We start from the raw sequence: 21,911 nt of genomic DNA on the forward strand, positions 1-21,911 counted from the left end.
CCCCAGCATGCGCTTGCACACCCCGGTCAACAGGCGCATAGTGGTTCGCAAGCGACGAATGCGCATTCAACCGCCCCCAGCCGCACCCCTGGTGTGCGGCCCCCAGCTTTGCCACCCTGAAAGCACAGGAGGTTGATTTATGAACTTGACCATCAGCGGCCACCATCTGGATGTCAGCCCCGCCTTGCGGGCTTATGTTCTCGCTAAACTGGACCGCGTGCTGCGCCACGTGGACCAGGTGATCCACGTGAAGGTGCTGCTGTCCACGCACAACGAAGCGCAAAAGGACGGGCGCCAGCGCGCCGAGTGCAGCATCCTCGTCAAGGGCAACGCCCTGCACGCCGGCAGCAAGCACTTTGACCTGTACGCCGCGATCGACGAACTGGCCGACAAGCTGGACCGACTGGTTCTCAGCCACAAGACCCGCACCAAGGGCTGGCGCTGCACCCCGACCAAACACGCCGTGGCGGCCTTCGCGGCCCCTTAAAGCACCTTGTCTTTTGCTTGAACGCAGATTTGGGTAAAGTCTGCCCTGACAGGCCGCCAGCTGGCGGCCTTTTTGCTCCGGCGCACCAGCCAGCATTCTGGGTCCGGGCGATGCATAATTCCTCCCAACATGAACCGTCTAGCTTCCATCCTGTCGCCCGCTCAAGTGCTTGTGAGCGTTGATGCCACCAGCAAAAAACGCGCTTTTGAAGAAGCCGGTCTTTTGTTTGAAGGACTGCACGGCCTGTCGCGCGCGCTGATCACGGACAGCCTGTTCGCCCGGGAGCGTCTGGGCTCCACCGGACTGGGCCATGGCGTCGCCATCCCCCACGGCCGCATCAAGGGCCTGAAGGCCCCGATGGCCGCGGTGTTCCAGTTGGCCCGCGCCATCGGCTTCGACGCCCCCGATGAGCAACCGGTACAGCTGCTGATCTTTCTGCTGGTGCCCGAAGCCGCCACCCAGCAGCACCTGGAAATCCTGTCGGAAATTGCCGAGCTGCTGAGCGACAGCGGCCTGCGCGAGTCGCTCAAGAGCGCCAACGACGCCCTGGTCCTGCACGAACTGATTGCCACCTGGCAATCCGCCGCTGCCAACTAACCCCACCTTGCCTGCTGCGAGGGCCGGCAAGGTTTCACTGCCCCCGCCATGCGCCACAAAGCCATCAACGCCAACCGGCTCTTCGAAGCTTTTCGTACCACGCTGCGTTGGGAATGGCTGGCCGGCCTGGGCGCCTCGGAACGCCGCTTCGATGAGATGGCCGTGCGCTCCGCGCGCTCCGGCGCCGATCTGGTCGGCTACCTGAACTACATCCACCCCTACCGCCTGCAGGTGCTGGGGGAACGCGAAGTGGCCTACCTGCAGAACGCCACCCCCGAAGACTGTGCCCGGCGGATTGCGCGCATCGTCAAGCTGGAGCCCCCGGTGCTGGTGCTGGCCGACGGGCAAGCAGCGCCCCCCGCCCTGCTGACCATGTGCGAACAGGCACAAATCCCCATGTTCGCCACGCGCGAAGCCTCAGCCTTCGTCATCGACGTGCTGCGCGCCTACCTGTCCAAGCACTTTGCCGACCGCACCACCATGCACGGCGTGTTCATGGACATCCTGGGCATGGGTGTGATGATCACCGGCGAGTCCGGCCTGGGCAAGAGCGAGCTGGGCCTGGAGCTGATCACCCGGGGCAACGGCCTGGTCGCCGACGATGCCGTCGACCTGTACCGCATCAACCAGACGACCATCGAGGGCAAGTGCCCCGAGCTGCTGCAGAACCTGCTGGAAGTGCGCGGCATCGGCCTGCTGGACATCCGCGCCATCTTTGGCGAGACCGCCGTGCGCCGCAAGATGCGCCTCAAGCTCATCGTGCACCTGGTGCGCAAGGAAACCATGGAGCGCGAGTACGAACGCCTGCCCCAGGAGCCCCTGACCCAGGACGTGCTGGGTATCCCGGTGCGCAAGGTGGTGATTCCCGTGACCGCGGGTCGCAACATTGCGGTGCTGGTGGAAGCCGCCGTGCGCAACAGCATCCTGCAGCTGCGGGGCATCGACACCTACCAGGAATTTGTCGAGCGTCACCGCAAGGCGATGGAGCGCGACATGGGCCGCGGCGCCCAGTAAGGCGGCATAAAAAAAGGCATCCCGAGGATGCCTGGTCAGCAGCAGGGCACGCTCGCCGTGCCGGCGCTCAGCGCTTGCCCACCTTGGTCGTGCAGTCGGCACACTGGCCGTACAGCGACATGGAGTGATCCTGGATGCTCCAGCCCATGCGGTCGGCGATCATCTGCTGGCGCTTCTCGATCTCGGGGTCATAGAACTCCTCCACCTTGCCGCACGCCGTGCAGACGAAATGGTCGTGGTGCTGGCCCTCGTTGAGCTCGTACACCGCCTTGCCACTTTCGAAATTGCTGCGCAGCAAAATGCCGGCCTGCTCGAACTGGGTCAGCACGCGGTAGACCGTCGCCAGACCAATGTCCGAACGCTCATCGAGCAGGACGCGAAACACGTCTTCGGCCGTCATATGGCGTTGCTTGCCACCCTGGAAAATCTCCAAGATCTTCAGGCGCGGCAGCGTCGCTTTCAGGCCTGTGCTTTTGAGGTCGTCGATGTTCTTCATGGCGTAATTGAAAGTGGGTTGCGGCACAAGCTTACGACAGCTTGCCCCTGACAACAAAACGGCCCAAAACCGGGTGCGCAATTGCGCGCCAGCCCCGACAGCACCTGCCGCTACAATGGGCCAGATCATATCCTTGGCTTATTACCCATGCATGTACACGCCCGTTGTCGCCTCCGGGTGGCGCTGACCCTGTCTCTCGTCTCGCTGCTGGCCGCATGTAGCAGCGTGAGTGAAACCACCCGCAATGCCATGAGCTCCATCACCCCCTATAAGGTGGAAGTGGTGCAAGGCAATTTCGTCTCGCGCGAACAGGTGCAGGCCCTGCAGCCTGGCATGAGCCGCCAGCAGGTGCGTGAAATCCTGGGCACGCCCCTGGTCACTAGCGTTTTTCACGCCGACCGCTGGGACTATGTGTTCACCATCCAGCGCCAGGGGGTGGAAGCCCAGAACCGCAAGCTGAACGTCTTCTTCGAAGGCGAGCGCTTCGTGCGGGCCGAAGGCGATGAAATGCCCTCGGAATCCGAATTCGTGGCCACCCTGGGCAAGCCCACCGGCAAACTGAAGGTGCCCAACCTGCAGGCTTCCGAAGAGCAGCTGGCCAAGTTCCCGGCCGCCAAGCCCAAGGCTACGGACGCTGTCGCCCGCGACACCGCGCAACCCCAGCGCAGCTACCCCCCGCTGGAAGCCAACTGAATTTCTCTGCACATGCGCCTTGGCATGCTGCACACGGGCCGCTCGGTGCCTCAGGCGCTGGAGCGGCTTTGCACGTTCGACACACTGACAGGATTGCTATGACCGCCACCTCTTCGACCCCTCGCCTGCGCATCGCCGTCGCAGGCGCATCTGGCCGCATGGGCCGCATGCTGGTAGAGGCCATCCAGAACAGCAAAGACTGCATGCTGACTGCGGCCCTGGACCTGCCCGGCAGCCCGGCCCTGGGCAGCGATGCCGCCGCCTTTCTGGGCCAGAGCAGCGGTGCGCTGATCGAAAGCGACCTGCGCAGTGCACTGTCCAAGGCCGATTTCCTGATCGACTTCACCCGCCCCGAAGGGACCCTGGAGCACCTGGCCGTGTGCGCCGAGCTGGGCGTCAAGGTGGTGATTGGCACCACCGGTTTCAGCGATGCGCAAAAGGCCCAGATTGCTGCCTACGCGCAAAAGACCGCCATCATGCTGGCGCCCAACATGAGCGTGGGCGTCAACGTCACCCTGAAGCTGCTGGAGATGGCCGCCAAGGCACTGGATACCGGCTACGACATCGAGATCGTCGAAGCCCACCACAAGCACAAGGTGGATGCACCCTCGGGCACCGCCATCAAGATGGGTGAAGTGATTGCCGAAGCCCAGGGCACCAAGCTGGAAGACCGCGCTGTCTACGAGCGCTTTGGCCACACCGGGGAGCGCAAGGAAAACACCATCGGGTTTGCGACCGTGCGTGGCGGGGACATCGTGGGCGACCACACCGTGCTGTTTGCCGGCACGGGCGAGCGCATCGAGATCACGCACAAATCCAGCAGCCGCGCTACCTATGCCGAAGGCAGCCTGCGCGCCGTGCGCTTCCTGGCCACCCAAGCGCAGGGCCAGTTCGACATGTTCGACGTGCTGAACCTGCGCGCCTGAACACCGCCGCCGCAGCCCGGCCCACAGGCACCGGGCTGCGCGGGCGGGCTCAGCCTTCCAGCTCGGCCACCTGCACCCGGTTGCGGCCGGCGGTCTTGGCGCGGTACAGCGCCGCATCGCTTTGGCGCAGGATGCGCTGGTAGTCGGGATGGCCGTCGAAGGTCGCCACCCCCACGCTGATGGTGACGGCCTGGGTCTGGTTGCGCGGCAGCTGGAAGCGCGCCTGCTCCACCTGCTTGCGCAGCTTCTCGGCCACGCGCTGGGCCCCTTCGCTGCCGGTATCGACCAGCACCATCAGGAACTCCTCGCCCCCCAGGCGGAACAGGTAGTCCCCCCGCGGATGTTGTGGCTCAGCAGGGCCGCCATTTGCTGCAGCACCATGTCGCCCCCCTCGTGGCCATGCTGGTCGTTGATCTGCTTGAAGAAGTCGATGTCGATGGTCAGCACGCTGAACGCCGCAGCACTCTTGCGCGCATAGGACACTTCCTTGGACAGCACCACGGGCAGGAACTTGCGGTTGAGCAGTTGCGTCAGCACGTCGCGCCCGGCATCCAGTTCGCTGTTCTGCGTGAACAAGGCCTCCAGGTTCATGGCCATGTGGCGGACCTGTTCGTGCAGCTGCAGCAGCGGCTGCGCCACCTCGCCGCCCTTGGCACGCATCAGGGCCGGCAGCAGCTCCTGGTCGATGCGTTCGATGGCGTCCAGAATGCTCTGCGCGGCCGGGGCGCCCTGGAAGATGTCGGCGCCTTTGTGGCGGAACCAAAGCCCGAAATTGGACGAGGCCAGGTTGCTCAACGGCTGGCTTTCAGCGCCCAGCGCGTGCAGGTACAGGCACTGGTTCTCCCAGGCCAGCAACTCGGCGCGCCGCTGCTCGCGCACGGTCGTGAGGTTCTGCGTCACGGAGAACAGGCGGTACGCCTCCTTGGTGCGCGAATTGCTGTCGCGCGACACCGCATAGCCTTGCGACATCGCCTCCATGGCATGGTCGATCACGGCGGCCACCATCTGGCTGGCCAGCGTCTGCTGCTCGGGATGGTGCTGCGCCAGCAGGTGGTGCCAGCCGTCCTTGAGCCGGCGCGCGCCGCGCAGCACCAGGTGCACGGGCACGTCCACGCGCGCATGGATTTCACCGATCTTGACCTGGTGCTGCACCAGGGGCTCCAGGTCATCCTCCGGCTGCGCGCTCAGCACCTGGGCGATCCACTGGCGCATGGACCCCATCAAGCGGGCATGCACCTGTTCGTGCGACAGCAGGCCCGCCGCGGCCTCGTCCTCCAGCATGGCGCTATAAAAGTGCTCGGCCAGCGCCTGGTTGTGGGCCTGCGCCATCTCCGCCACCAAGCACCGGATCTGCGGGGAAAAACTCGACAACAGGCGACGCCATTGCTTGGCATAGAAAGAAGGCATGGGACAGGCAGACAAAGCCAAAACCTTGCAGTCTGCCCAGAACTGCCCAAACCTGCGCCTGGGGCCCACAAACCCCGCACCCGCATCCGAGTTCTCAGCCCGGCTTGCGGGCATAAAAAACCCGCAGCGGGCGAACCGTGCGGGTGGTGCGATCAGGCTGTGGCCGGTCAGAACGGAATGTCGTCGTCCATGTCGTCAAAGCCGGAAGCCGCGCGCTGGGGCGGTGGGGCCATGGGCGCGGGAGCCGCCGCGGGCGGTGCCATGCGCTGCTGGGGTGCGGCCTGGCGCGGTGCGGACGCTGGCGCGCGGCGTGGGGCCTGGGCCTCATAGCCACCGTTGTCGCCATAGCCGGCGTCATCGCCATAGCCCTGGTTCTGGTTGCCACCGCCCATGCCCTGGCGGCTGCCCAGCATCTGCATGCTGTCGGCACGGATTTCGGTGGCGTAGCGCTCCTGGCCGGTGGCCTGGTCGGTCCACTTGCGCGTGCGCAGGCTGCCTTCCACATAGACCTGCGAGCCCTTGCGCAGGTACTGGCCGACGATCTCGGCCAGGCGGCCGTTGAAGACCACGCGGTGCCACTCGGTGGATTCCTTGTTCTCGCCGGTGTTTTTGTCGCGCCAGCGGTCGGTGGTGGCGATGGTGACGTTGGCGACCTGGTCCCCGCTGGGGAAGGTGCGCATTTCGGGGTCGCGCCCCAAGTTGCCGACGATGATGACCTTGTTGACGGATGCCATGGTGAATACCTTTGTGCAAGTAGCGCGGGCAAAAAGTGGGGAGGTTCCCGCGCCAGATCAGTGAGTGCAGCACCCCCCGGTATGACTGCAGGCTGGCAGCATACCGCACCTGCCGCGCGCCGTGCAGCCCGGCACAACAACACCTGTGCGCCTGCCGGACATGCGGCGCAGGACGTTTCAAAAATCAGAGCAGGCCGCGCTGACGTAAAAAAGACTTCCACGCATTTCTGCATGGAAGCCATTGATCAGCCAGCGCTAGATGCTCTGTTTTTTAATGACGCGGCGCACGCCCAATCGGCTGCAGCGGCCAGGTGATCACCAGCCACAGCAGCATCAGCGCTGCCGTGGCCGCGAACAGGGCCGGCATGCCGCCCCACTTGGCCAGCACCCCGCCCAGGAAGCCCCCGGCAAACAGCCCCAACGACTGCAGGGTGTTGTACGCCCCCAGGGCCGCGCCACGCAGCGCCGCAGGCGCCATGCGCGAGACCAGGCTGGGCTGGCTGGCCTCCAGCGCGTTGAAGCCCACAAAGAACAGGAACATCAGCCCGCCCAGCAGCGCCAGCGAGGCCGGCAGCACCGCCTGGGCCACGGCCCCCAGGCCGATCTGCACCACCAGGATCAGGCAGATGGAGCCCAGCAGGGCGGCGCGCAGGCGGCCGCGCCGCTCCAGGGCAAACAAGCCGCCCATGGCGACGAAGGACAGCACCACGGCCGGCAGGTACAGCTTCCAGTGCACGTCCTTGGCCAGCCCGGCCGACACCAGCAGCGCCGGCACGGCCACCCACATCGCCATCTGCACGGTGTGCAGCAGGAACACGCCGGCGTTCAGGCGCAGCAGATCGGGGTGCTGCCACAGTTCGGACGCCTTGCCGCGCGGTGCGTCCGCGTGCCGGACCGGCTCAGGCGGCACCACCCACAGCACCACGGCAATGCCGGCCAGCGTGAGCGCAAAGGTCAGACCGAAGATGCCGGGCAGCCCGCCCCAGGCCGCCAGCAGCGGGCTGAGCACCAGGGCCAGCGCAAACATCAGGCCGATGGAGCCGCCCACCAGGGCCATGGCCTTGGTGCGCACGCTGTCGCGCGTCAGGTCGGCCATCAGCGCCGTCACGGCGGCCGACACCGCGCCCGCGCCCTGCAGCGCCCGCCCGACCATCAGTCCGAGCAGGGAATCGGCCAGGGCGGCCACCAGGCTGCCCAGCGCGAACACGGCCAGCCCGGCCACGATGACGCGCTTGCGGCCCCAGCGGTCCGAGGCCAGACCCAGCGGCAGCTGGAACACGGCCTGCGTCAGCCCATACAGGCCCATGGCCAGGCCCACCAGGGCCGCGTCCTGGCCGCCCGGGTATTTGGCCGCCTCCAGCGCGAACACCGGCAGCACCAGGAACAGCCCCAGCATGCGCAGCGCAAAAATCAGCGCCAGGCTGGCGCTGGCGCGGCGCTCCAGCGGGGTCATCGTGCTGCCGACGGCGGTGTCAGGCGAGGTGGAGGGGGTATCGGTGTGGGGCTGGGACACGCAACAAAACCAAGGTGGAACGGCACAAAAAAGCCGCAATCCGCGGCGCACGGAGCCCCGGTACAGCGGCTCCAACAAGTCCTTATTGTCTGCGATTGGGCAGATGACCGCCACACACCGGGCGGGCCAAATCTCTATGATGGATGATTTCCCTTCGGACCCCAGCCCTGACGTGACTGCCGCCTTGACTCCCTTCCCGCCTGCCGATGCGCCCGACCCTGACGGCCGCTACCTAGGCCAGGCCCTTGGGCATACGCGCATCAGCATCCGCGGTGCACGCACGCACAACCTCAAGAACATCGACCTGGACATCCCACGCAACCAGTTGGTGGTGGTGACCGGTCTGTCGGGCTCGGGCAAGTCCAGCCTGGCCTTCGACACCTTGTACGCCGAGGGCCAGCGCCGCTACGTGGAAAGCCTGTCGGCCTATGCGCGCCAGTTCCTGGGGCAGCTCGACAAGCCGGACGTGGACCTGATCGAAGGCCTGTCGCCGGCGATTGCCATCGAGCAGAAGGCCGCCAGCCACAACCCGCGCTCTACCGTGGGCACGGTCACCGAGATCAACGACTACCTGCGCCTGCTGTTCGCCCGCGCCGGCACGCCCTACTGCCCTGAGCACGATCTGCCCCTGCAGGCCCAGACCATCAGCCAGATGGTGGACGCCATCCTGGCCCTGCCCGAAGGCACCCGGCTGATGGTGCTGGCCCCGGTGGCACGCGCGCGCAAGGGCGAATTCGCCGAGCTGTTCACGCAGATGCAGGCCCAGGGCTACATCCGCTTTCGCATCAACGGCAGCGTGCGCGAGGCCAGCGACCTGCCGGTGCTGGACAAGCACGCCAAGCACGACATCGACGTGGTGGTGGACCGCGTCAAGGTACGCCCCGACCTGCAGCAGCGCCTGGCCGAAAGCCTGGAGGCGGCGCTGCGCATCGGCGGCGATGCCGCCAGCGGCCGCGTGCTGGCCGTGGACATGGACAGTGGCCAGGAGCACGTCTTCAGCAGCCGCTTTGCCTGTCCGCTGTGCACCTATGCGCTGGAGGAGCTGGAGCCGCGCCTGTTCTCCTTCAACTCCCCGATGGGCGCCTGCCCCACCTGCGACGGCCTGGGCATCAGCGAGGACTTCGACCCGGACAAGGTCGTGCCCTTTCCCTCCATCAGCCTGGCCAATGGCGCCATCCACGGCTGGGACCGGCGCAACAGCACCTACTTCAGCCTGCTGCAAAGCATTGCGCAGCACTATGGCCAGGATGTGGAGGCGCCGTTCGACAGCTGGCCAGCCGCCGTGCGCCAGGTCGTGCTGTGGGGCTCCGGCACCGAGAAGCTGGCCTTCACCTACGACGGCGACGGCAAGCCCACCGTGGTGGAGCATGTGTTCGAAGGCGTCATCCCCAACATGGCACGGCGCCTGCGCGAAAGCGATTCGCAGATCGTGCGCGACGACCTGGCCCGCCTGCGCAGCCTGCGCAGCTGCCCCGACTGCCACGGCAGCCGCCTGCGCCGCGAGGCACGCCATGTGCGCGTGGGCGACGGCGATCAGGCCCGTGCCATCTACGAGGTCAACGCCGCCACCCTGGCCCAAGCCCACCAGTGGTTCAGCACCTTGCAGCTGCAGGGCAACAAGGCCGAAATCGGCGAGAAGATCGTCAAGGAAATCTCCTCGCGCCTGCGCTTTCTGCTGGACGTGGGCCTGAACTACCTGAGCCTGGAGCGCAGCGCCGACACCCTGTCCGGCGGCGAATCCCAGCGCATCCGCCTGGCCAGCCAGATCGGCAGCGGCCTGACCGGCGTGATGTACGTGCTGGACGAGCCCAGCATCGGCCTGCACCAGCGCGACAACGACCGCCTGATCGCCACGCTGCAGCACCTGCGCAACATCGGCAACAGCGTGATCGTGGTGGAGCACGACGAAGACATGATGCGTGCGGCCGACTGCATCATCGACATGGGCCCGGGCGCCGGCGTGCACGGCGGCCAGATCATGGCCCAGGGCACGTTCGACGAGGTCAAGGCCACGCCCCAGTCCCCGACCGGCCAGTACCTGAGTGGCGCCAAACGCATTGCCGTGCCGCCGCGCCGCACGCCCTGGCTGCCCGTGAAGGCAGCCGACACGGCGGCGGCGCCTGCCGCCAGCGGCTTTCCGGCCATCCCCGGCAGCGGCAGCGCCCCCGATCACCACGCCCTGCAAAGCCTGCGCGTGGTGGGTGCCCGCAGCCACAACCTGCAGGACGTGACGGTGGACTTCCCGATCGGGCTGTTCACCTGCGTGACGGGGGTCTCCGGCTCCGGCAAGAGCACCCTGGTCAACGACACGCTGTACGCCGAAGTGGCGCGCCAGCTGCACCGCGCTGGCACCGAACCCGGCGCCCACCAGGCGCTGGAAGGCCTGGAGCACCTGGACAAGGTCATCAACGTGGACCAGGCCCCCATCGGCCGCACGCCGCGCAGCAACCCGGCCACCTACACCGGGCTGTTCGCCCCGATCCGCGACCTGTTTGCCGAGACCGCCACGGCGCGCGAACGCGGCTATGGCCCGGGGCGCTTTTCCTTCAACGTGGCCGGCGGGCGCTGCGAAGCCTGCCAGGGCGACGGCATGATCAAGGTGGAAATGCACTTTCTGCCCGATGTCTACGTGCCCTGCGACGTCTGCCACGGCCAGCGCTACAACCGCGAAACCCTCGAAGTGCAATGGAAGGGCAAGCACATCGCCGACGTGCTGGGCATGACGGTGGAAGAGGCGCGCAGCTTCTTCCAGGACGTGCCCAGCATCGCGCGCAAGCTGCAGACCCTGCTGGACGTGGGCCTGGGCTACATCCGCATCGGGCAGAGCGCCACCACCCTGTCGGGCGGCGAGGCCCAGCGCGTCAAGCTGGCGCTGGAGCTGTCCAAGCGCGACACGGGGCGCACGCTCTACATCCTGGACGAACCCACCACCGGCCTGCACTTCGCCGATGTGCAGCTGCTGCTCAACGTGCTGCACCAGCTGCGCGATGCGGGCAACACCATCGTGGTGATTGAGCACAACCTGGACGTGATCAAGACCGCGGACTGGATCATCGACATGGGCCCCGAAGGCGGCACCGGCGGCGGCCAGGTGGTGGCCACGGGCACGCCCGAGCAGGTGGCGCAGCATGCCGACAGCCACACCGGCCGCTATCTGCAGGCCCACCTCACGCCCTGATGAGCATCACATGGCAGGCTGCATCACTTGCCCCAGTTGTTAGGCCTAATGCGGGCACAAACCCAGGCAATGCAAGCGTTTACCGCTATGCAAATTAAAAAAGGAGCCGCAGCTCCTTAGGGATTCATCGCCGAGGCGGAGCGCTAGGCGAGCGCCCGCGGCTGGTGCTGCACGGCGTGACTGCGCGGCGCGGCCACCGGCTCGGCAGTGTGGGTGCCGTCCCAGCGGAACAGGGACACAGCCTGCACCAGTTCCTGGCCTTGCTGGTTCAGGCTGTTGGCAGCGGCTGCCATCTGCTCGACCAGGGCGGCATTTTGCTGCGTGGCCTGGTCCATCTGCTGCACCGCTTCGCCCACCTGGGCCACGCCGCTGGCCTGCTGCTGGCTGGCGCTGCTGATGGCGGCGACGATGTCGTTCACCTTCTGGATGGCGGCCACCACATCGTCCATGGTGTCCCCGGCTTTTTGCACCAGCACATTGCCCTCGCCCACGCGCGCCACGCTGGCCTCGATCAGCTGCTTGATCTGCTTGGCCGCATCGGCGCTGCGCTGCGCCAGGCTGCGCACTTCGCTGGCCACCACGGCAAAACCACGGCCCTGCTCGCCCGCGCGTGCGGCTTCCACCGCCGCGTTCAGCGCCAGGATGTTGGTCTGGAAGGCGATGCCGTCGATCACGCCGATGATGTCGGCAATCTGGCGACTGCTGTCGTGGATGCCCTGCATGGTCTGCACCACCTGGCCCACCACCGCGCCGCCCTGCACCGCCACATCGCGGGCCGAATGCGCCAGGTGGCTGGCCTCGCGCGCGTTGTCGGCGTTGTGGCGCACGGTGGCGCTGAGCTGTTCCATTGAGGCGGCGGTTTCCTCCAGCGCGCTGGCCTGGCTTTCGGTGCGGCTGGACAGGTCCAGGTTGCCCTGGGCGATTTCGGCACTGGCCAGGGCCACGCTGTCCGCCCCCCGGCGCACCTGGGCCACCATGGGACGCAGGTGCGCGCGCATGGCCTGCTGCGCCTGCAGCAATTCACCCACTTCGTTGCTGCCCACGGCGTGGTCTTCACCACTCAGGTCCCCCTGGGCCACGGCCTGGGCCATGGCCACCGCCTGGTGCAGCGGCTGGGTGATGGAGCGCACGAACACCACGGCCAGCCACAGCCCGCCCGCCAGGCCCGCCGCCATCAGCGCCAGCATCGCGGTCAGTTGCTGGCGCAAGCGGCGCTCCTCGGCGCGCAGGGCTTCGGTCAAGGCCTCGGTGCCGCCCACGGCCAGCCCATTCACGGCCTCGATGCTGCGCGTCAGCGCGTCAAAAAAGGTCGGCGCGGCCAGGGACAGCTGCGGCGCATTGATCAACTGGTCGGCCGCCATCTTCAGGCTGTCGCTGCCCAGCTGCTGGGCCTGGCCCCACGGCGCCTCCAGCACCTGGCGGTAGCGGGGGTTGAGCTGCATGGCGCGCTCCAGCGAGCGGCCCACGGACGCCTGCAGGTCCGCCACCCGCTGGTGCAGGGCGCGCAGACTGCCGCGGTTTTCCGGTGGCAGCGTACCCTGGGCCAGGAAGCCGGCGCCCTGCCCGCGCAGCAGCCCCAGGCTTTCACTGAGCAGCGGGGCCTGGGTCAGCAGCGCCTGGATCATGGCCTGGCTGTCATCGCGGGCCGTGGTGTTCAGGGCATAGGTGTGCAGCAGCGCTTCGTTGAGCAGCAACAGCTGCACCACCAGCTGGGTGTGCTGCGCCATGCTGTCGGGACCGCGGATGCTGCGGCTGGCCACCGCCTGCTCCAGCGTCTTCCAGCGCTGCACCAGCTGGTCCAGTTGCTGGCGCAGCTCGGGCGGCGCCTCGGCCTGTGCCAGGGCCTGCTGGGCCTGCGCCAGGCGCTGGTGGACCGTCTCGCGCACCGCATCGCGGCGGGCGGCCATGGTGGCGTCGCCGCCCAGCATACCTGCGGCCGTGCCGCGGTGCACCTGCAGCTGCTGCACGGCGGCATTGACGGCCATCATGGGCGGCATGCCGGTGGCCTCGCTGCGCGCGTGGCGCAGATTGCCCAGCACATCGGTCACATACAGCGACAGCGGCAGCGCCACCATCACCAGCGCCACCAAACCCAGAATCAGCAGCTTGTGGGACAAGCGCATGCGATGCAGCACAGAGGTCATAGCAAATTGCGATACAGCCACTGCTGTCCGCACAGTCAGTGCCCACACCGGCTCGAAAAAAGTTGGTGAAGCAAGTATCCGCAGTAAGCCTGTCAGCGCAGCGATCCGGCGGGCAAAAAAGTGGCGGCTTGCATCCAAAATTGACGCAGATCAAGCAAAACACCGCCCGGGAAACCCCTGGGCCGTCGCCACCACCCCTTCACAAGGGCCAGAACCCGCGTATCGTTGCTGGCATGAGTGAAGCAACTAGCAATATGCAGGCCCAGCAATGGGACATCGTGGTGATTGGCGCCGGCATGGCCGGGGCCAGCACGGCCTGGCAGCTGGCACAGGCGGGCCAGCGCGTGCTGGTACTGGAGCGCGAAACCCAGCCCGGCTACCACACCACGGGCCGCTCGGCGGCCTTGTTCGAGGAGCATTACGGCCCCCCCCAGGTGCAGGCGCTGACGCGCGCCAGCCGCGCCTTCTATGAAAATCCGCCCCCCGGCTTCACCGATGTGCCGCTGCTGCACCCGCGTGGCGTGATGTACGTGGCCACGGCCGCGCAAAAACCGCTGATCGATAGCGCCTATGCCGAGGCGGTGCGCCACTCCCCGGGCGCCCAGCGCCTGGACGGCGATGCGCTACGCGCCCTGGTGCCGGTGCTGAACGCTAGCATCGTCGATGGCTTTGTGGACGATGGTGCGCGCGACATCGAGGTCCACGCACTGCACCAGGGCTTTCTGCGCGGCCTGCGCCAGCAGGGCGGCCAGGTCTGGTGCCAGGCCGAGGTCACCGGCCTGCAACACGATGTGTTCGCCAGCCGCTGGACGGTCACGCTGGCCGACGGGCGCCAGCTGCAGACCCACGCGCTGGTGAATGCCGCCGGCGCCTGGGCCGACGGCCTGGGCGAGCTGGCCGGGGCCCGCGCCATCGGCCTGGTGCCGGCGCGCCGCAGCGCCTTCACCTTCCCCGCGCCCGAAGGGGTGGAGGCCGCGCACTGGCCGGCCGTCATCAGCGCGGACGAGAGCTTCTACTTCAAGCCCGATGCCGGGCAGCTGCTGGGCTCCCCCGCGAATGCCGACGCCACCTACCCCCACGATGTGCAGCCCGAGGAGGAGGACATCGCCACCGGCATCTGGAACATCGAGCAGGCCACCACGCTGCGCATCCGCCGCCCCTCGCACACCTGGGCGGGGCTGCGCTCCTTCGTCGCCGATGGCGAGATGGTGATCGGCTGGGACGACGAGGTCCCCGGCCTGTTCTGGGTGGCCGCCCAGGGCGGCTACGGCATCCAGAGCGCCGCCGCCTACAGTCTGCTGGCGCGCAACCTGCTGCTGGACGAGCCCATCGACCCCAGCCTGATGGACGAGGGCGTGGACCAGGCCGCGCTGGAGCCGGCGCGCCTGCAGCGCGGGCGTTGATCCACAAAGCAGAGCAGGCAGCGCAGGCTCTGCAAGCCTTTCAGGCACTTTCAAGCCTGCAACCCTTGCCAGACAAGCGCTATACGCTCATTTTTTTATAAACCACCATAAAAAAAGCCCGTCCGGCGCTAACCGGACGGGCTTTGGGGTGGGCTCAGGGCAGGCCTGCGCAGCCGGCTTACAGTTCGATCTTCGCGACGTCGATGATCTTCTTGTACTTGGCGATTTCGCCGTTGATGTACTTGCCAGCATCCAGCTTGCTGTCCATCACGGACGCGCCGGCGTCTTCCATCTTCTTGCGGAACTCGGGCGAGGCCATGGTCTTGTCCAGCGCCGCCTTCAGCTTGGCCGCGATGGGCGCGGGCAGGTTGGCGGGGGCCATCATGGCGAACCACGAGTTGATGTCTACATTCTTGAACTCGGGCGTTTCCGCCAGGGCAGGAATGTCGGGGGTGGCAGCGTAGCGCTTGGCTTCGGTGGTGCCGATGGGGGTCACCTTGCCGGCCTTGATCAGCGGCAGGCCCGAGGACAGCACGAACACGCCGTACTCGATGTTGTCGCCCAGCACGTCGTTCGTCAGCGCAGGCACGCCGCGGTAAGGCACGTGCTGCATGTCGATCTTGCCCTGGTCCTTCATCATTTCACCGGCCAGGTGCAGGGCCGTGCCCACGCCCGACGAACCGTAGCTGAACTTGCCGGGGTTGGCCTTGACGGCCTTGACGAACTCGGCGGCATTCTTCACGCCGGCCTTCTTGGAAGCCACCAGCACCATGGGCTGCGATGCCACCATGCCGATGGGCGTGAAGTCGCTGATCTTGTACTTCACGGCCTTGTTGATCTGGTTGGCGATGGCGATTTCGTTGTTCGCGCCCACCAGCAGCGTGTAGCCGTCGGGCTTGGCGCTGGCCACCTTCTGTGCCCCAATGGCGCCACCGGCGCCGCCCAGGTTCTCGACCACCACGGTCTGGCCCAGGTGCTTTTCGATTTCGTTGGCCACCAGACGGCCCACCAGGTCGGTCGAACCGCCCGCGGGGTAACCCACGACGATGGTCACGGGCTTGTTGGGGAAGGAAGCGGCGTCATCCGCAAACGCGGGGCCGGCTGCCAGCATGGCAGCACCGCAGGCAATCAGGGTGCGACGAAGAATGGTTGTGGTCATAAAAGGTCCTTGTTGCCCGGATTGTGAACAACTTTTCACAATGTTTGCATGAATATATGCAATGTTGACATGCCACATGCGCAAGACCGGCGACCCGAAACAGGGCGTCCGTCCCGTGCGGGGTGCACCCCGCACCAAGATGGCACCCGCAGCGAAGCCGCCACGCGCCCATGAAAAAAGCCCGCAGGCGGTGCCTGCGGGCCGGGGTCTGTCAGGCGCTGGGCGCCGCCAGCGCCAGTGCGCTCAGTTCACAACCTGGGCCAGTTCGCCCGCAGCGTACTTCTTGGCCATCTGCTCCAGGCTGTAGCCCTTGATCTTGCCACCCTGGCCTTCGCAACCGAATTCTAGGTAACGCGCCTTGCAGACCTGCTTGGCGGCTTCGCGCGCGGGCTTGAGCCATTCGCGGGCATCGAACTTGTCGGGGTTCTCGGCCAGGAACTTGCGCACCGCGCCGGTCATCGCCAGGCGGATGTCGGTGTCGATGTTCACCTTGCGCACGCCGTACTTGATGGCTTCCTGGATTTCCTTGACGGGCACGCCGTAGGTTTCCTTCATCTTGCCGCCGTACTGGTTGATGATGGCCAGCAGTTCCTGGGGCACGGAGGAGGAGCCGTGCATCACCAGGTGGGTGTTGGGGATGCGGGCGTGGATTTCCTTGACGCGGGAAATCGCCAGGATGTCGCCCGTGGGGGGGCGGCTGAACTTGTAAGCACCGTGGCTGGTGCCGATGGCGATCGCCAGGGCGTCCAGCTGCGTGGCCTGCACGAACTGGGCGGCTTCCTCGGGGTCGGTCAGCATCTGGCTGTGGTCCAGCTTGCCTTCGGCGCCGATGCCGTCTTCCTCGCCGGCTTCACCGGTTTCCAGGTTGCCCAAGCAGCCCAGTTCGCCTTCGACGGTGGCGCCGATGCGGTGGGCCATGGCCACGACCTGCTTGGTCACGTCCACGTTGTAGTCGAAGGACGAAGGCGTCTTGCCGTCGCTCATCAGCGAGCCGTCCATCATCACCGAGCCGAAGCCCAGGTTCAGCGCGCCCTGGCACACCTCGGGGGTGGTGCCGTGGTCCTGGTGCATCACCAGGGGGATGTGGGGGTACATCTCAGCCGCGGCCTGGATCAGGTGCTTGATGAAGGGCTCGCCAGCGTACTTGCGGGCACCGGCGCTGGCCTGCAGGATCACGGGTGCGCCGACTTCGTCAGCCGCAGCCATCACGGCCTGGACCTGCTCCAGGTTGTTCACGTTGAAGGCGGGGATGCCATAGCCGTTTTCGGCGGCATGGTCGAGCATTTCACGCATCGAGATCAGAGGCATGGTCGTGGTCCGGTCAAAAAAGTTGGAATGTAGCGCGGCCGTAACCGCGTCGTAACCGCCGATTTTAACCGCCTCCACCCCGGCTGACCATGGCGTGGCGCAATCGCCCGCCAGCCCGCTGGGGTGGGCGCGCATGCCGCCCTCAGGGCACGCGGCAGATCTGCAGCATGTTGGTGCCGCCGGGCTGGCCCATGGGCTCGCCGCAGGTGATGGCGTAGACATCGCCGGACTGCACGATGCCGCGCATGCGCAGGTGGCTTTCGGCCTGCACCAGGGCGGTGTCACGCTCGGCGCTGGTGTCCATCAGCAGCGGGCGCACGTTGCGGTACAGCGCCATCTTGCGCTGGGTGCTGACCTTGGGGGTCAGCGCGTAGATGGGCGTGTGGATGCGGTGGCGGCTCATCCACAGCGCGGTCGAGCCGCTGTCCGTCATCGCCACGATGGCCTTGGCCCCCAGTTTGTGGGCCGTGAACAGCGCGCCCAGGGCGATGGCCTGGTCGATGCGGGTGAATTCGCGCTCGCCGAACTGGGCGTCTTGGCTGCGGTCCTCGGCCGCCTCGGCGGCGGCGCAGATGTGGGCCATCTCGCGCACGGTCTCCAGCGGGTACTTGCCGGCCGCGGTCTCGGCGCTGAGCATCACGGCGTCCGTGCCGTCGAGCACGGCGTTGGCCACGTCACTGACCTCGGCGCGCGTGGGCACGGGGTTGGTGATCATGCTCTCCATCATCTGGGTCGCGGTGATCACCACCTTGTCCATGTCGCGCGCCATGCGGATCATCTTCTTTTGCAGTGCCGGCACGGCGGCGTTGCCCACCTCCACGGCCAGGTCGCCACGCGCCACCATGATGCCGTCCGAGGCCTTGAGGATTTCCTCCAGCAGCGGGATGGCCTCGGCACGCTCGATCTTGGCGATCAGGCCGGGGCGGTGGCCGCTGCCGGCGCAGGCCACGGTGCACAGCTGGCGCGCCATTTCCATGTCGGTGGCGTTCTTGGGAAAGCTGACCGCCACGTAGTCGGCGCCCAGGGCCATGGCGGTCTTGATGTCCTCCATGTCCTTGGCCGTCAGCGCCGGCGCCGTCAGGCCGCCGCCCTGCTTGTTGATGCCCTTGTTGTTGGACAGCTCGCCGCCGATGGTCACCGTGGTGTGCACGGCATCGCCCAGCACGCGCTCCACGGTCAGCACGATCAGGCCGTCGTTGAGCAGCAGTACGTCGCCTGCCTTCACATCGCGTGGCAGTTCCTTGTAGTCCAGGCCCACGCCCTGCAGGTCACCCGGCTCCTTGCGGCTGGCGTCCAGCACGAAACTGGCCCCTGCTACCAATTGCACCTTGCCATCGGCGAACTTGCCGACGCGGATCTTGGGGCCTTGCAGGTCGGCCATGATGGCCACTTCGCGCCCGGCCAGCACGGCCGCCTCGCGCACGGCCTTGGCGCGGTCGATGTGGTCCTGGGCGGTGCCGTGGCTGAAGTTCAGGCGCACCACGTTCACGCCCGTGGCAATCATCTTGGCGAGCAGATCCACCTCGCTCGAGGCGGGGCCCAGGGTGGCCACGATCTTGGTGGCACGGCGGATGTACAGGTCTTGCAGGCTCATCAAACAGGTCTCTCTTGGGGGGTTAATCGCGCATCAGGGCTTCGATCTCGGCCACCTCCACGGGCACGCCGCGGGTGATCAGCTCGCAGCCCGTGTCGGTCACCACGGCATCGTCTTCGATGCGGATGCCGATGTGATGGAAGGCTTGCGGCACGCCGGGCGCTGGGCGCACGTAGATGCCGGGCTCGATGGTGGTGACCATGCCGGGGCGCAGGATGCGGCTGGGCCGGGTGGTCACCAACTGACCGCTGAGCGCATCGGTGTGCTGCGTGCTCTGGTCAATCTCGCTCGGCTCCACGTAGCTGCCGCAGTCGTGCACGTCCATGCCCAGCCAGTGGCCGGTGCGGTGCATGTAGAACTGGAAGTAGGCGCGCTGCGCGATCACGTCCTGGGCCGTGCCATACACGTTGCGGTCCAGCAGCCCGACGTCCAGCATGCCCTGCGCCAGCACGGCCACGGCGGCATCGTGCGCATCGCTGAAGCGGTTGCCGGCCTTGGTCACCGCCACCGCGGCCTTCTGGCTGGCCAGCACCAGCTGGTACAGATCGCGCTGCGGGCCGCTGAACCGACCGTTGGCCGGGAAGGTGCGGGTGATGTCGCTGGCATAGCCGTCCAGCTCGCAGCCGGCGTCGATCAGCACCAGCTCGCCGGCGCGCACGGGCGCCTTGTCGGCGCGGTAGTGCAGCACGCAGGCGTTGGCGCCGGCGGCGACGATGGACTCATAGGCCACGCCATTGGCACCGCCCTGGCGGAATTCGTGCAGCAGCTCGGCGTCCAGGTGGTATTCGCACACGGCCTCGCCGGCGCGCAGCATGCGGGCCGAGCGCTGCATGGCACGGATGTGGGCGCGGGCGCTGATCTGGCCGGCGCGGCGCATGAGGTCCAGCTCGTGCGCGTCCTTGACCAGGCGCATCTCGTCCAGCAGCGTGCAGACATCGCCCTGCGCCGCCGGGCACAGTGCCCCGGCGCGGGTGCGGGCGCGCACCTGGCCCAGCCAGCCTTCGACGCGCGCGGCCAGCCCCTCGTGGGTGGCAAACGGCCACCAGACGGTGGCCTGGTTCTCCAGCAGGCGCGGCAGGCGCGTGTCGATGTCGTCGATGGACAGGGCCTCGCTCACGCCCAGGGTCTGCACCGCGGCCTGCGGGCCCAGGCGGTAGCCGTCCCAGATCTCGCGCTCCAGGTCCTTGGGCTGGCAGAACAGGGTGCTGCTGCCATCGGCCCGCAGCACCAAGCAGGCGCCGGGTTCGGTGAAGCCCGTCAGGTAGTAGAAGTAGCTGTCATGCCGGTACAGATAGCTGTTGTCGCGGTTGCGACCGCGCTCCGGTGCCGTGGGAATGATGGCGATGCCGCCATCGCCCAATTGGGCGGCCAGGCGGGCGCGGCGTTGTGCGTAAACAGAAGTCATGCCACAGATGGTACTGCGCCCGAATGCCCCTGCGCGCCAGGGTTCAGGCCCACAGCAGGCTGACACCGGCCAGCATCAGCAAGGCGCACACCAGCCACTGCAGGGCCCGCTGCGGCAGCGGCGGCGGATGCCGGGCCACCAGCCAGGTCACGGCGGCCACCACGGGCAGGGCCACCGCACTGACCAGCACCGAGGACCAGGCCAGCTCGCCCATGGCGATGACCCCCCAGGCGCAGCACATTGCCCATCAGGAACAGGGCCAGCAGGCTCTGGCGCACCACCAGCGGCGACAGCGGCTGGCGGTACAGGTGGTAGACCAGGGGCGGGCCGGACGTGGAAAACAGGCCGCCCAGCACGCCCGCCAGGCCCCCGGCCAGCCACGTCGACGGCCAGGGCGAGGGGGCCGTGCGCTGCGCCTTCTGCAGCAGCAGGACCACGGCGCACAGCACGATGGCCGCGCCCAGGATCATGCGCAGCACGCCCAGGGCGCTGCCGCTGAGCCAGTGCAGCAGCGCCAGCCCCAGCAGCGTGCCCAGCAGGCTGGTAATGGCCAGCGGCTGGAGCACGTCCCAGCGCGGCTCGAACGGGTGGCTGCGCAGGTAGACCGCACCGTTGACCAGCGACAGCAGGCAGGCCACGTTGGCGGCGTCGGCGATCGGCATCAGCTGCAAGGCCCCGGCCACGCCCACAAAGATCAGTCCAAAGGCAAAGCCCGTGAGGTTCTGGCACACCGACGCCAGGGCCACCACCACGAACAATTGCGCGTATTCCCACACCACCATCTCGGGTCTCCCATGCGGCGCCCCCGGGCCCTGCCGCGGCGGCATGCGCCGCATCCAACGAAAAAAGGAGCTGCACGCGCGCGTCCCACCTGGGTTTCAAAGCCCTAAGCCTTGAAAACCTCGGCGCAGCGCGCGCCACCTGCTCTTTTTTATGCAGCCTGGTTCAAGGCCGCCAGGCGCTCGGGCGTGCCCACATCGGTCCAGCGGCCGGTGTACAGCGAGGCCCCGCAGCGCCCCGCATCCATGGCCTGGCGCAGCAACGGTGCCAGCGGCGCGGCCACGCCCTGCGGGTTGCCGGCGGCGATGTCGCACCAGGGCGCGGCAAACAGCGCGGCCTTGAGCAGGGCGATGGTGCTGTAGGTGTAGCGCGGCGCCGCACCGGCCTGGCCGGCCGGTGCGGGCGGCAGGTTCAGCGCGCGGCCTGTGCCGCTGCCGGGCGTGCTTTCTTGCAGGCCAAAATCGCCGTTCGGGTGGTGCGCCGGGTTGGGCACCAGCCACACATGGGCCAGATCGTCGGACGCGGCAAAGGCCTGCGCCTGGGCCGCGTCGAAGACGAAGTCCGGCGCGTACACATCGCCCGCGGCCAGCCAGAACGCAGCGCCCAGCCAGGGCACGGCGCGTGCGATGCCGCCAGCGGTTTCCAGGGCCTGGCCGAAGTCGTCCTGCTCGTGCGAGTACTGCAGCTGCAGGCCCTGCGCGGGCCAGACGGCATCCAGGTGCGCGGGGATCTGGGCGCCCAGCCAGGCAGTGTTGACCAGCACCTGGCGCACGCCATCGCGCAGCAGGGCCCCCAGGTGCCAGTCCAGCAGGGCACGGCCTTGCACCGTCAGCAAGGGTTTGGGGGTGGTGTCGGTCAAGGGGCGCATGCGCTCGCCGCGGCCGGCGGCCAGCAGCATGGCGGGAAGGGAGGCAAAAGTCATGGCGTAGCAGTTTTCTCTGGCGTGCGCAGGCACGCAGCAGCCCACACTGTAGGCGATGCAGGGGGCTATGTAATCGACTGGAAACCGCCGCCAGCCCACACCGGTAAAATCCCGCAATTCTTTGCACCAACACCAACCCCGGAGCCAATCT

The 21,911-nt window shown here is 67.3% G+C and carries 17 protein-coding genes and 1 pseudogene; 7 read left to right on the plus strand and 11 right to left on the minus strand.

The window, feature by feature from the left end:
• Positions 1-139: 139 nt before the first annotated feature.
• From hpf to hprK, 3 genes are all read left to right on the plus strand, one after another.
• A complete protein-coding gene (gene hpf / locus KAQ61_RS15850; protein ID WP_045265885.1) occupies positions 140-487 on the plus strand; it encodes a ribosome hibernation-promoting factor, HPF/YfiA family in 348 nt (115 codons plus the stop codon).
• 129 nt (positions 488-616) lie between these two features.
• Complete coding sequence (locus KAQ61_RS15855) at positions 617-1,084, plus strand: PTS sugar transporter subunit IIA (protein ID WP_042415852.1); 468 nt, start codon at positions 617-619, stop codon at positions 1,082-1,084.
• Between the two features lie 48 nt (positions 1,085-1,132).
• The gene (hprK, locus tag KAQ61_RS15860; RefSeq protein WP_042415854.1) at positions 1,133-2,098 is read left to right on the plus strand and encodes an HPr(Ser) kinase/phosphatase; all 966 of its coding nucleotides are present in this window, start codon (positions 1,133-1,135) and stop codon (positions 2,096-2,098) included.
• A gap of 67 nt (positions 2,099-2,165) precedes the next feature.
• On the opposite strand, the gene fur is transcribed toward hprK, so the two are convergent.
• Entirely contained in the window at positions 2,166-2,594 is a 429-nt protein-coding gene (fur, locus tag KAQ61_RS15865) for a ferric iron uptake transcriptional regulator (RefSeq protein WP_042415857.1), read from the minus strand.
• A 147-nt stretch (positions 2,595-2,741) separates the two neighbouring features.
• On the opposite strand from fur, the gene KAQ61_RS15870 reads away from it, so the two are divergent.
• The gene (locus KAQ61_RS15870) at positions 2,742-3,287 is read left to right on the plus strand and encodes an outer membrane protein assembly factor BamE (RefSeq protein ID WP_045265883.1); all 546 of its coding nucleotides are present in this window, start codon (positions 2,742-2,744) and stop codon (positions 3,285-3,287) included.
• Positions 3,288-3,385: 98 nt separating this feature from the next.
• Positions 3,386-4,213, plus strand: coding sequence for a 4-hydroxy-tetrahydrodipicolinate reductase (dapB, locus tag KAQ61_RS15875; protein ID WP_045265882.1), 828 nt, complete (start codon positions 3,386-3,388; stop codon positions 4,211-4,213).
• A 49-nt stretch (positions 4,214-4,262) separates the two neighbouring features.
• Here the strand turns inward: dapB and KAQ61_RS15880 are convergent.
• The 3 genes and pseudogenes from KAQ61_RS15880 to KAQ61_RS15890 form a co-directional block, all read right to left on the minus strand.
• Positions 4,263-5,734: pseudogene (locus tag KAQ61_RS15880) on the minus strand (diguanylate cyclase).
• Positions 5,735-5,787: 53 nt separating this feature from the next.
• The gene (gene ssb, locus KAQ61_RS15885; protein WP_045265880.1) at positions 5,788-6,354 is read right to left on the minus strand and encodes a single-stranded DNA-binding protein; all 567 of its coding nucleotides are present in this window, start codon (positions 6,352-6,354) and stop codon (positions 5,788-5,790) included.
• A gap of 271 nt (positions 6,355-6,625) precedes the next feature.
• The gene (locus KAQ61_RS15890; protein ID WP_210931952.1) at positions 6,626-7,807 is read right to left on the minus strand and encodes an MFS transporter; all 1,182 of its coding nucleotides are present in this window, start codon (positions 7,805-7,807) and stop codon (positions 6,626-6,628) included.
• 199 nt (positions 7,808-8,006) lie between these two features.
• On the opposite strand from KAQ61_RS15890, the gene uvrA reads away from it, so the two are divergent.
• The gene (gene uvrA / locus KAQ61_RS15895) at positions 8,007-11,045 is read left to right on the plus strand and encodes an excinuclease ABC subunit UvrA (protein WP_210929784.1); all 3,039 of its coding nucleotides are present in this window, start codon (positions 8,007-8,009) and stop codon (positions 11,043-11,045) included.
• A gap of 143 nt (positions 11,046-11,188) precedes the next feature.
• Here the strand turns inward: uvrA and KAQ61_RS15900 are convergent, their stop codons facing one another.
• Entirely contained in the window at positions 11,189-13,168 is a 1,980-nt protein-coding gene (locus KAQ61_RS15900; protein ID WP_244982917.1) for a methyl-accepting chemotaxis protein, read from the minus strand.
• A gap of 275 nt (positions 13,169-13,443) precedes the next feature.
• Here KAQ61_RS15900 and KAQ61_RS15905 point away from each other — a divergent pair, with 275 nt between their 5' ends.
• The gene (locus KAQ61_RS15905) at positions 13,444-14,592 is read left to right on the plus strand and encodes an NAD(P)/FAD-dependent oxidoreductase (protein ID WP_210931954.1); all 1,149 of its coding nucleotides are present in this window, start codon (positions 13,444-13,446) and stop codon (positions 14,590-14,592) included.
• Between the two features lie 178 nt (positions 14,593-14,770).
• Here the strand turns inward: KAQ61_RS15905 and KAQ61_RS15910 are convergent, their stop codons facing one another.
• The 6 genes from KAQ61_RS15910 to KAQ61_RS15935 all read right to left on the minus strand — a co-directional run bounded on the left by KAQ61_RS15910 (position 14,771) and on the right by KAQ61_RS15935 (position 21,760).
• Positions 14,771-15,751, minus strand: coding sequence for a Bug family tripartite tricarboxylate transporter substrate binding protein (locus KAQ61_RS15910; RefSeq protein ID WP_210929786.1), 981 nt, complete (start codon positions 15,749-15,751; stop codon positions 14,771-14,773).
• A gap of 243 nt (positions 15,752-15,994) precedes the next feature.
• Positions 15,995-17,059, minus strand: a complete 1,065-nt coding sequence (gene fba / locus KAQ61_RS15915) for a class II fructose-bisphosphate aldolase (protein ID WP_042415891.1) — start codon at positions 17,057-17,059, stop codon at positions 15,995-15,997.
• Positions 17,060-17,201: 142 nt separating this feature from the next.
• Entirely contained in the window at positions 17,202-18,638 is a 1,437-nt protein-coding gene (pyk, locus tag KAQ61_RS15920; protein ID WP_154163195.1) for a pyruvate kinase, read from the minus strand.
• Positions 18,639-18,675: 37 nt separating this feature from the next.
• Positions 18,676-20,058 (minus strand): aminopeptidase P N-terminal domain-containing protein, encoded by a 1,383-nt coding sequence (locus KAQ61_RS15925; RefSeq protein WP_210929787.1) that lies wholly within the window; start codon positions 20,056-20,058, stop codon positions 18,676-18,678.
• A complete protein-coding gene (locus KAQ61_RS15930; protein ID WP_210929788.1) occupies positions 20,055-20,840 on the minus strand; it encodes a TSUP family transporter in 786 nt (261 codons plus the stop codon). Before KAQ61_RS15930 ends, KAQ61_RS15925 begins: the two co-directional genes overlap by 4 nt.
• A gap of 149 nt (positions 20,841-20,989) precedes the next feature.
• A complete protein-coding gene (locus tag KAQ61_RS15935) occupies positions 20,990-21,760 on the minus strand; it encodes a nucleotidyltransferase family protein (RefSeq protein ID WP_210929789.1) in 771 nt (256 codons plus the stop codon).
• Positions 21,761-21,911 lie beyond the last annotated feature (151 nt).

The organism is Comamonas aquatica (assembly GCF_018064205.1).
Classification (GTDB): Bacteria; Pseudomonadota; Gammaproteobacteria; order Burkholderiales; family Burkholderiaceae_C; genus Comamonas; species Comamonas aquatica.

Bases quoted from the DNA above. Each gene is read 5' to 3' on its own strand.
- hpf (WP_045265885.1), top strand. From the start codon at position 140: ATGAACTTGACCATCAGCGGCCACCATCTGGATGTCAGCCCCGCCTTG.
- KAQ61_RS15855 (WP_042415852.1), top strand. From the start codon at position 617: ATGAACCGTCTAGCTTCCATCCTGTCGCCCGCTCAAGTGCTTGTGAGC.
- hprK (WP_042415854.1), top strand. From the start codon at position 1,133: ATGCGCCACAAAGCCATCAACGCCAACCGGCTCTTCGAAGCTTTTCGT.
- fur (WP_042415857.1), bottom strand. From the start codon at position 2,594: ATGAAGAACATCGACGACCTCAAAAGCACAGGCCTGAAAGCGACGCTG.
- KAQ61_RS15870 (WP_045265883.1), top strand. From the start codon at position 2,742: ATGCATGTACACGCCCGTTGTCGCCTCCGGGTGGCGCTGACCCTGTCT.
- dapB (WP_045265882.1), top strand. From the start codon at position 3,386: ATGACCGCCACCTCTTCGACCCCTCGCCTGCGCATCGCCGTCGCAGGC.
- ssb (WP_045265880.1), bottom strand. From the start codon at position 6,354: ATGGCATCCGTCAACAAGGTCATCATCGTCGGCAACTTGGGGCGCGAC.
- KAQ61_RS15890 (WP_210931952.1), bottom strand. From the start codon at position 7,807: ATGACCCCGCTGGAGCGCCGCGCCAGCGCCAGCCTGGCGCTGATTTTT.
- uvrA (WP_210929784.1), top strand. From the start codon at position 8,007: ATGGATGATTTCCCTTCGGACCCCAGCCCTGACGTGACTGCCGCCTTG.
- KAQ61_RS15900 (WP_244982917.1), bottom strand. From the start codon at position 13,168: ATGCGCTTGTCCCACAAGCTGCTGATTCTGGGTTTGGTGGCGCTGGTG.
- KAQ61_RS15905 (WP_210931954.1), top strand. From the start codon at position 13,444: ATGCAGGCCCAGCAATGGGACATCGTGGTGATTGGCGCCGGCATGGCC.
- KAQ61_RS15910 (WP_210929786.1), bottom strand. From the start codon at position 15,751: ATGACCACAACCATTCTTCGTCGCACCCTGATTGCCTGCGGTGCTGCC.
- fba (WP_042415891.1), bottom strand. From the start codon at position 17,059: ATGCCTCTGATCTCGATGCGTGAAATGCTCGACCATGCCGCCGAAAAC.
- KAQ61_RS15925 (WP_210929787.1), bottom strand. From the start codon at position 20,058: ATGACTTCTGTTTACGCACAACGCCGCGCCCGCCTGGCCGCCCAATTG.
- KAQ61_RS15930 (WP_210929788.1), bottom strand. From the start codon at position 20,840: ATGGTGGTGTGGGAATACGCGCAATTGTTCGTGGTGGTGGCCCTGGCG.
- KAQ61_RS15935 (WP_210929789.1), bottom strand. From the start codon at position 21,760: ATGACTTTTGCCTCCCTTCCCGCCATGCTGCTGGCCGCCGGCCGCGGC.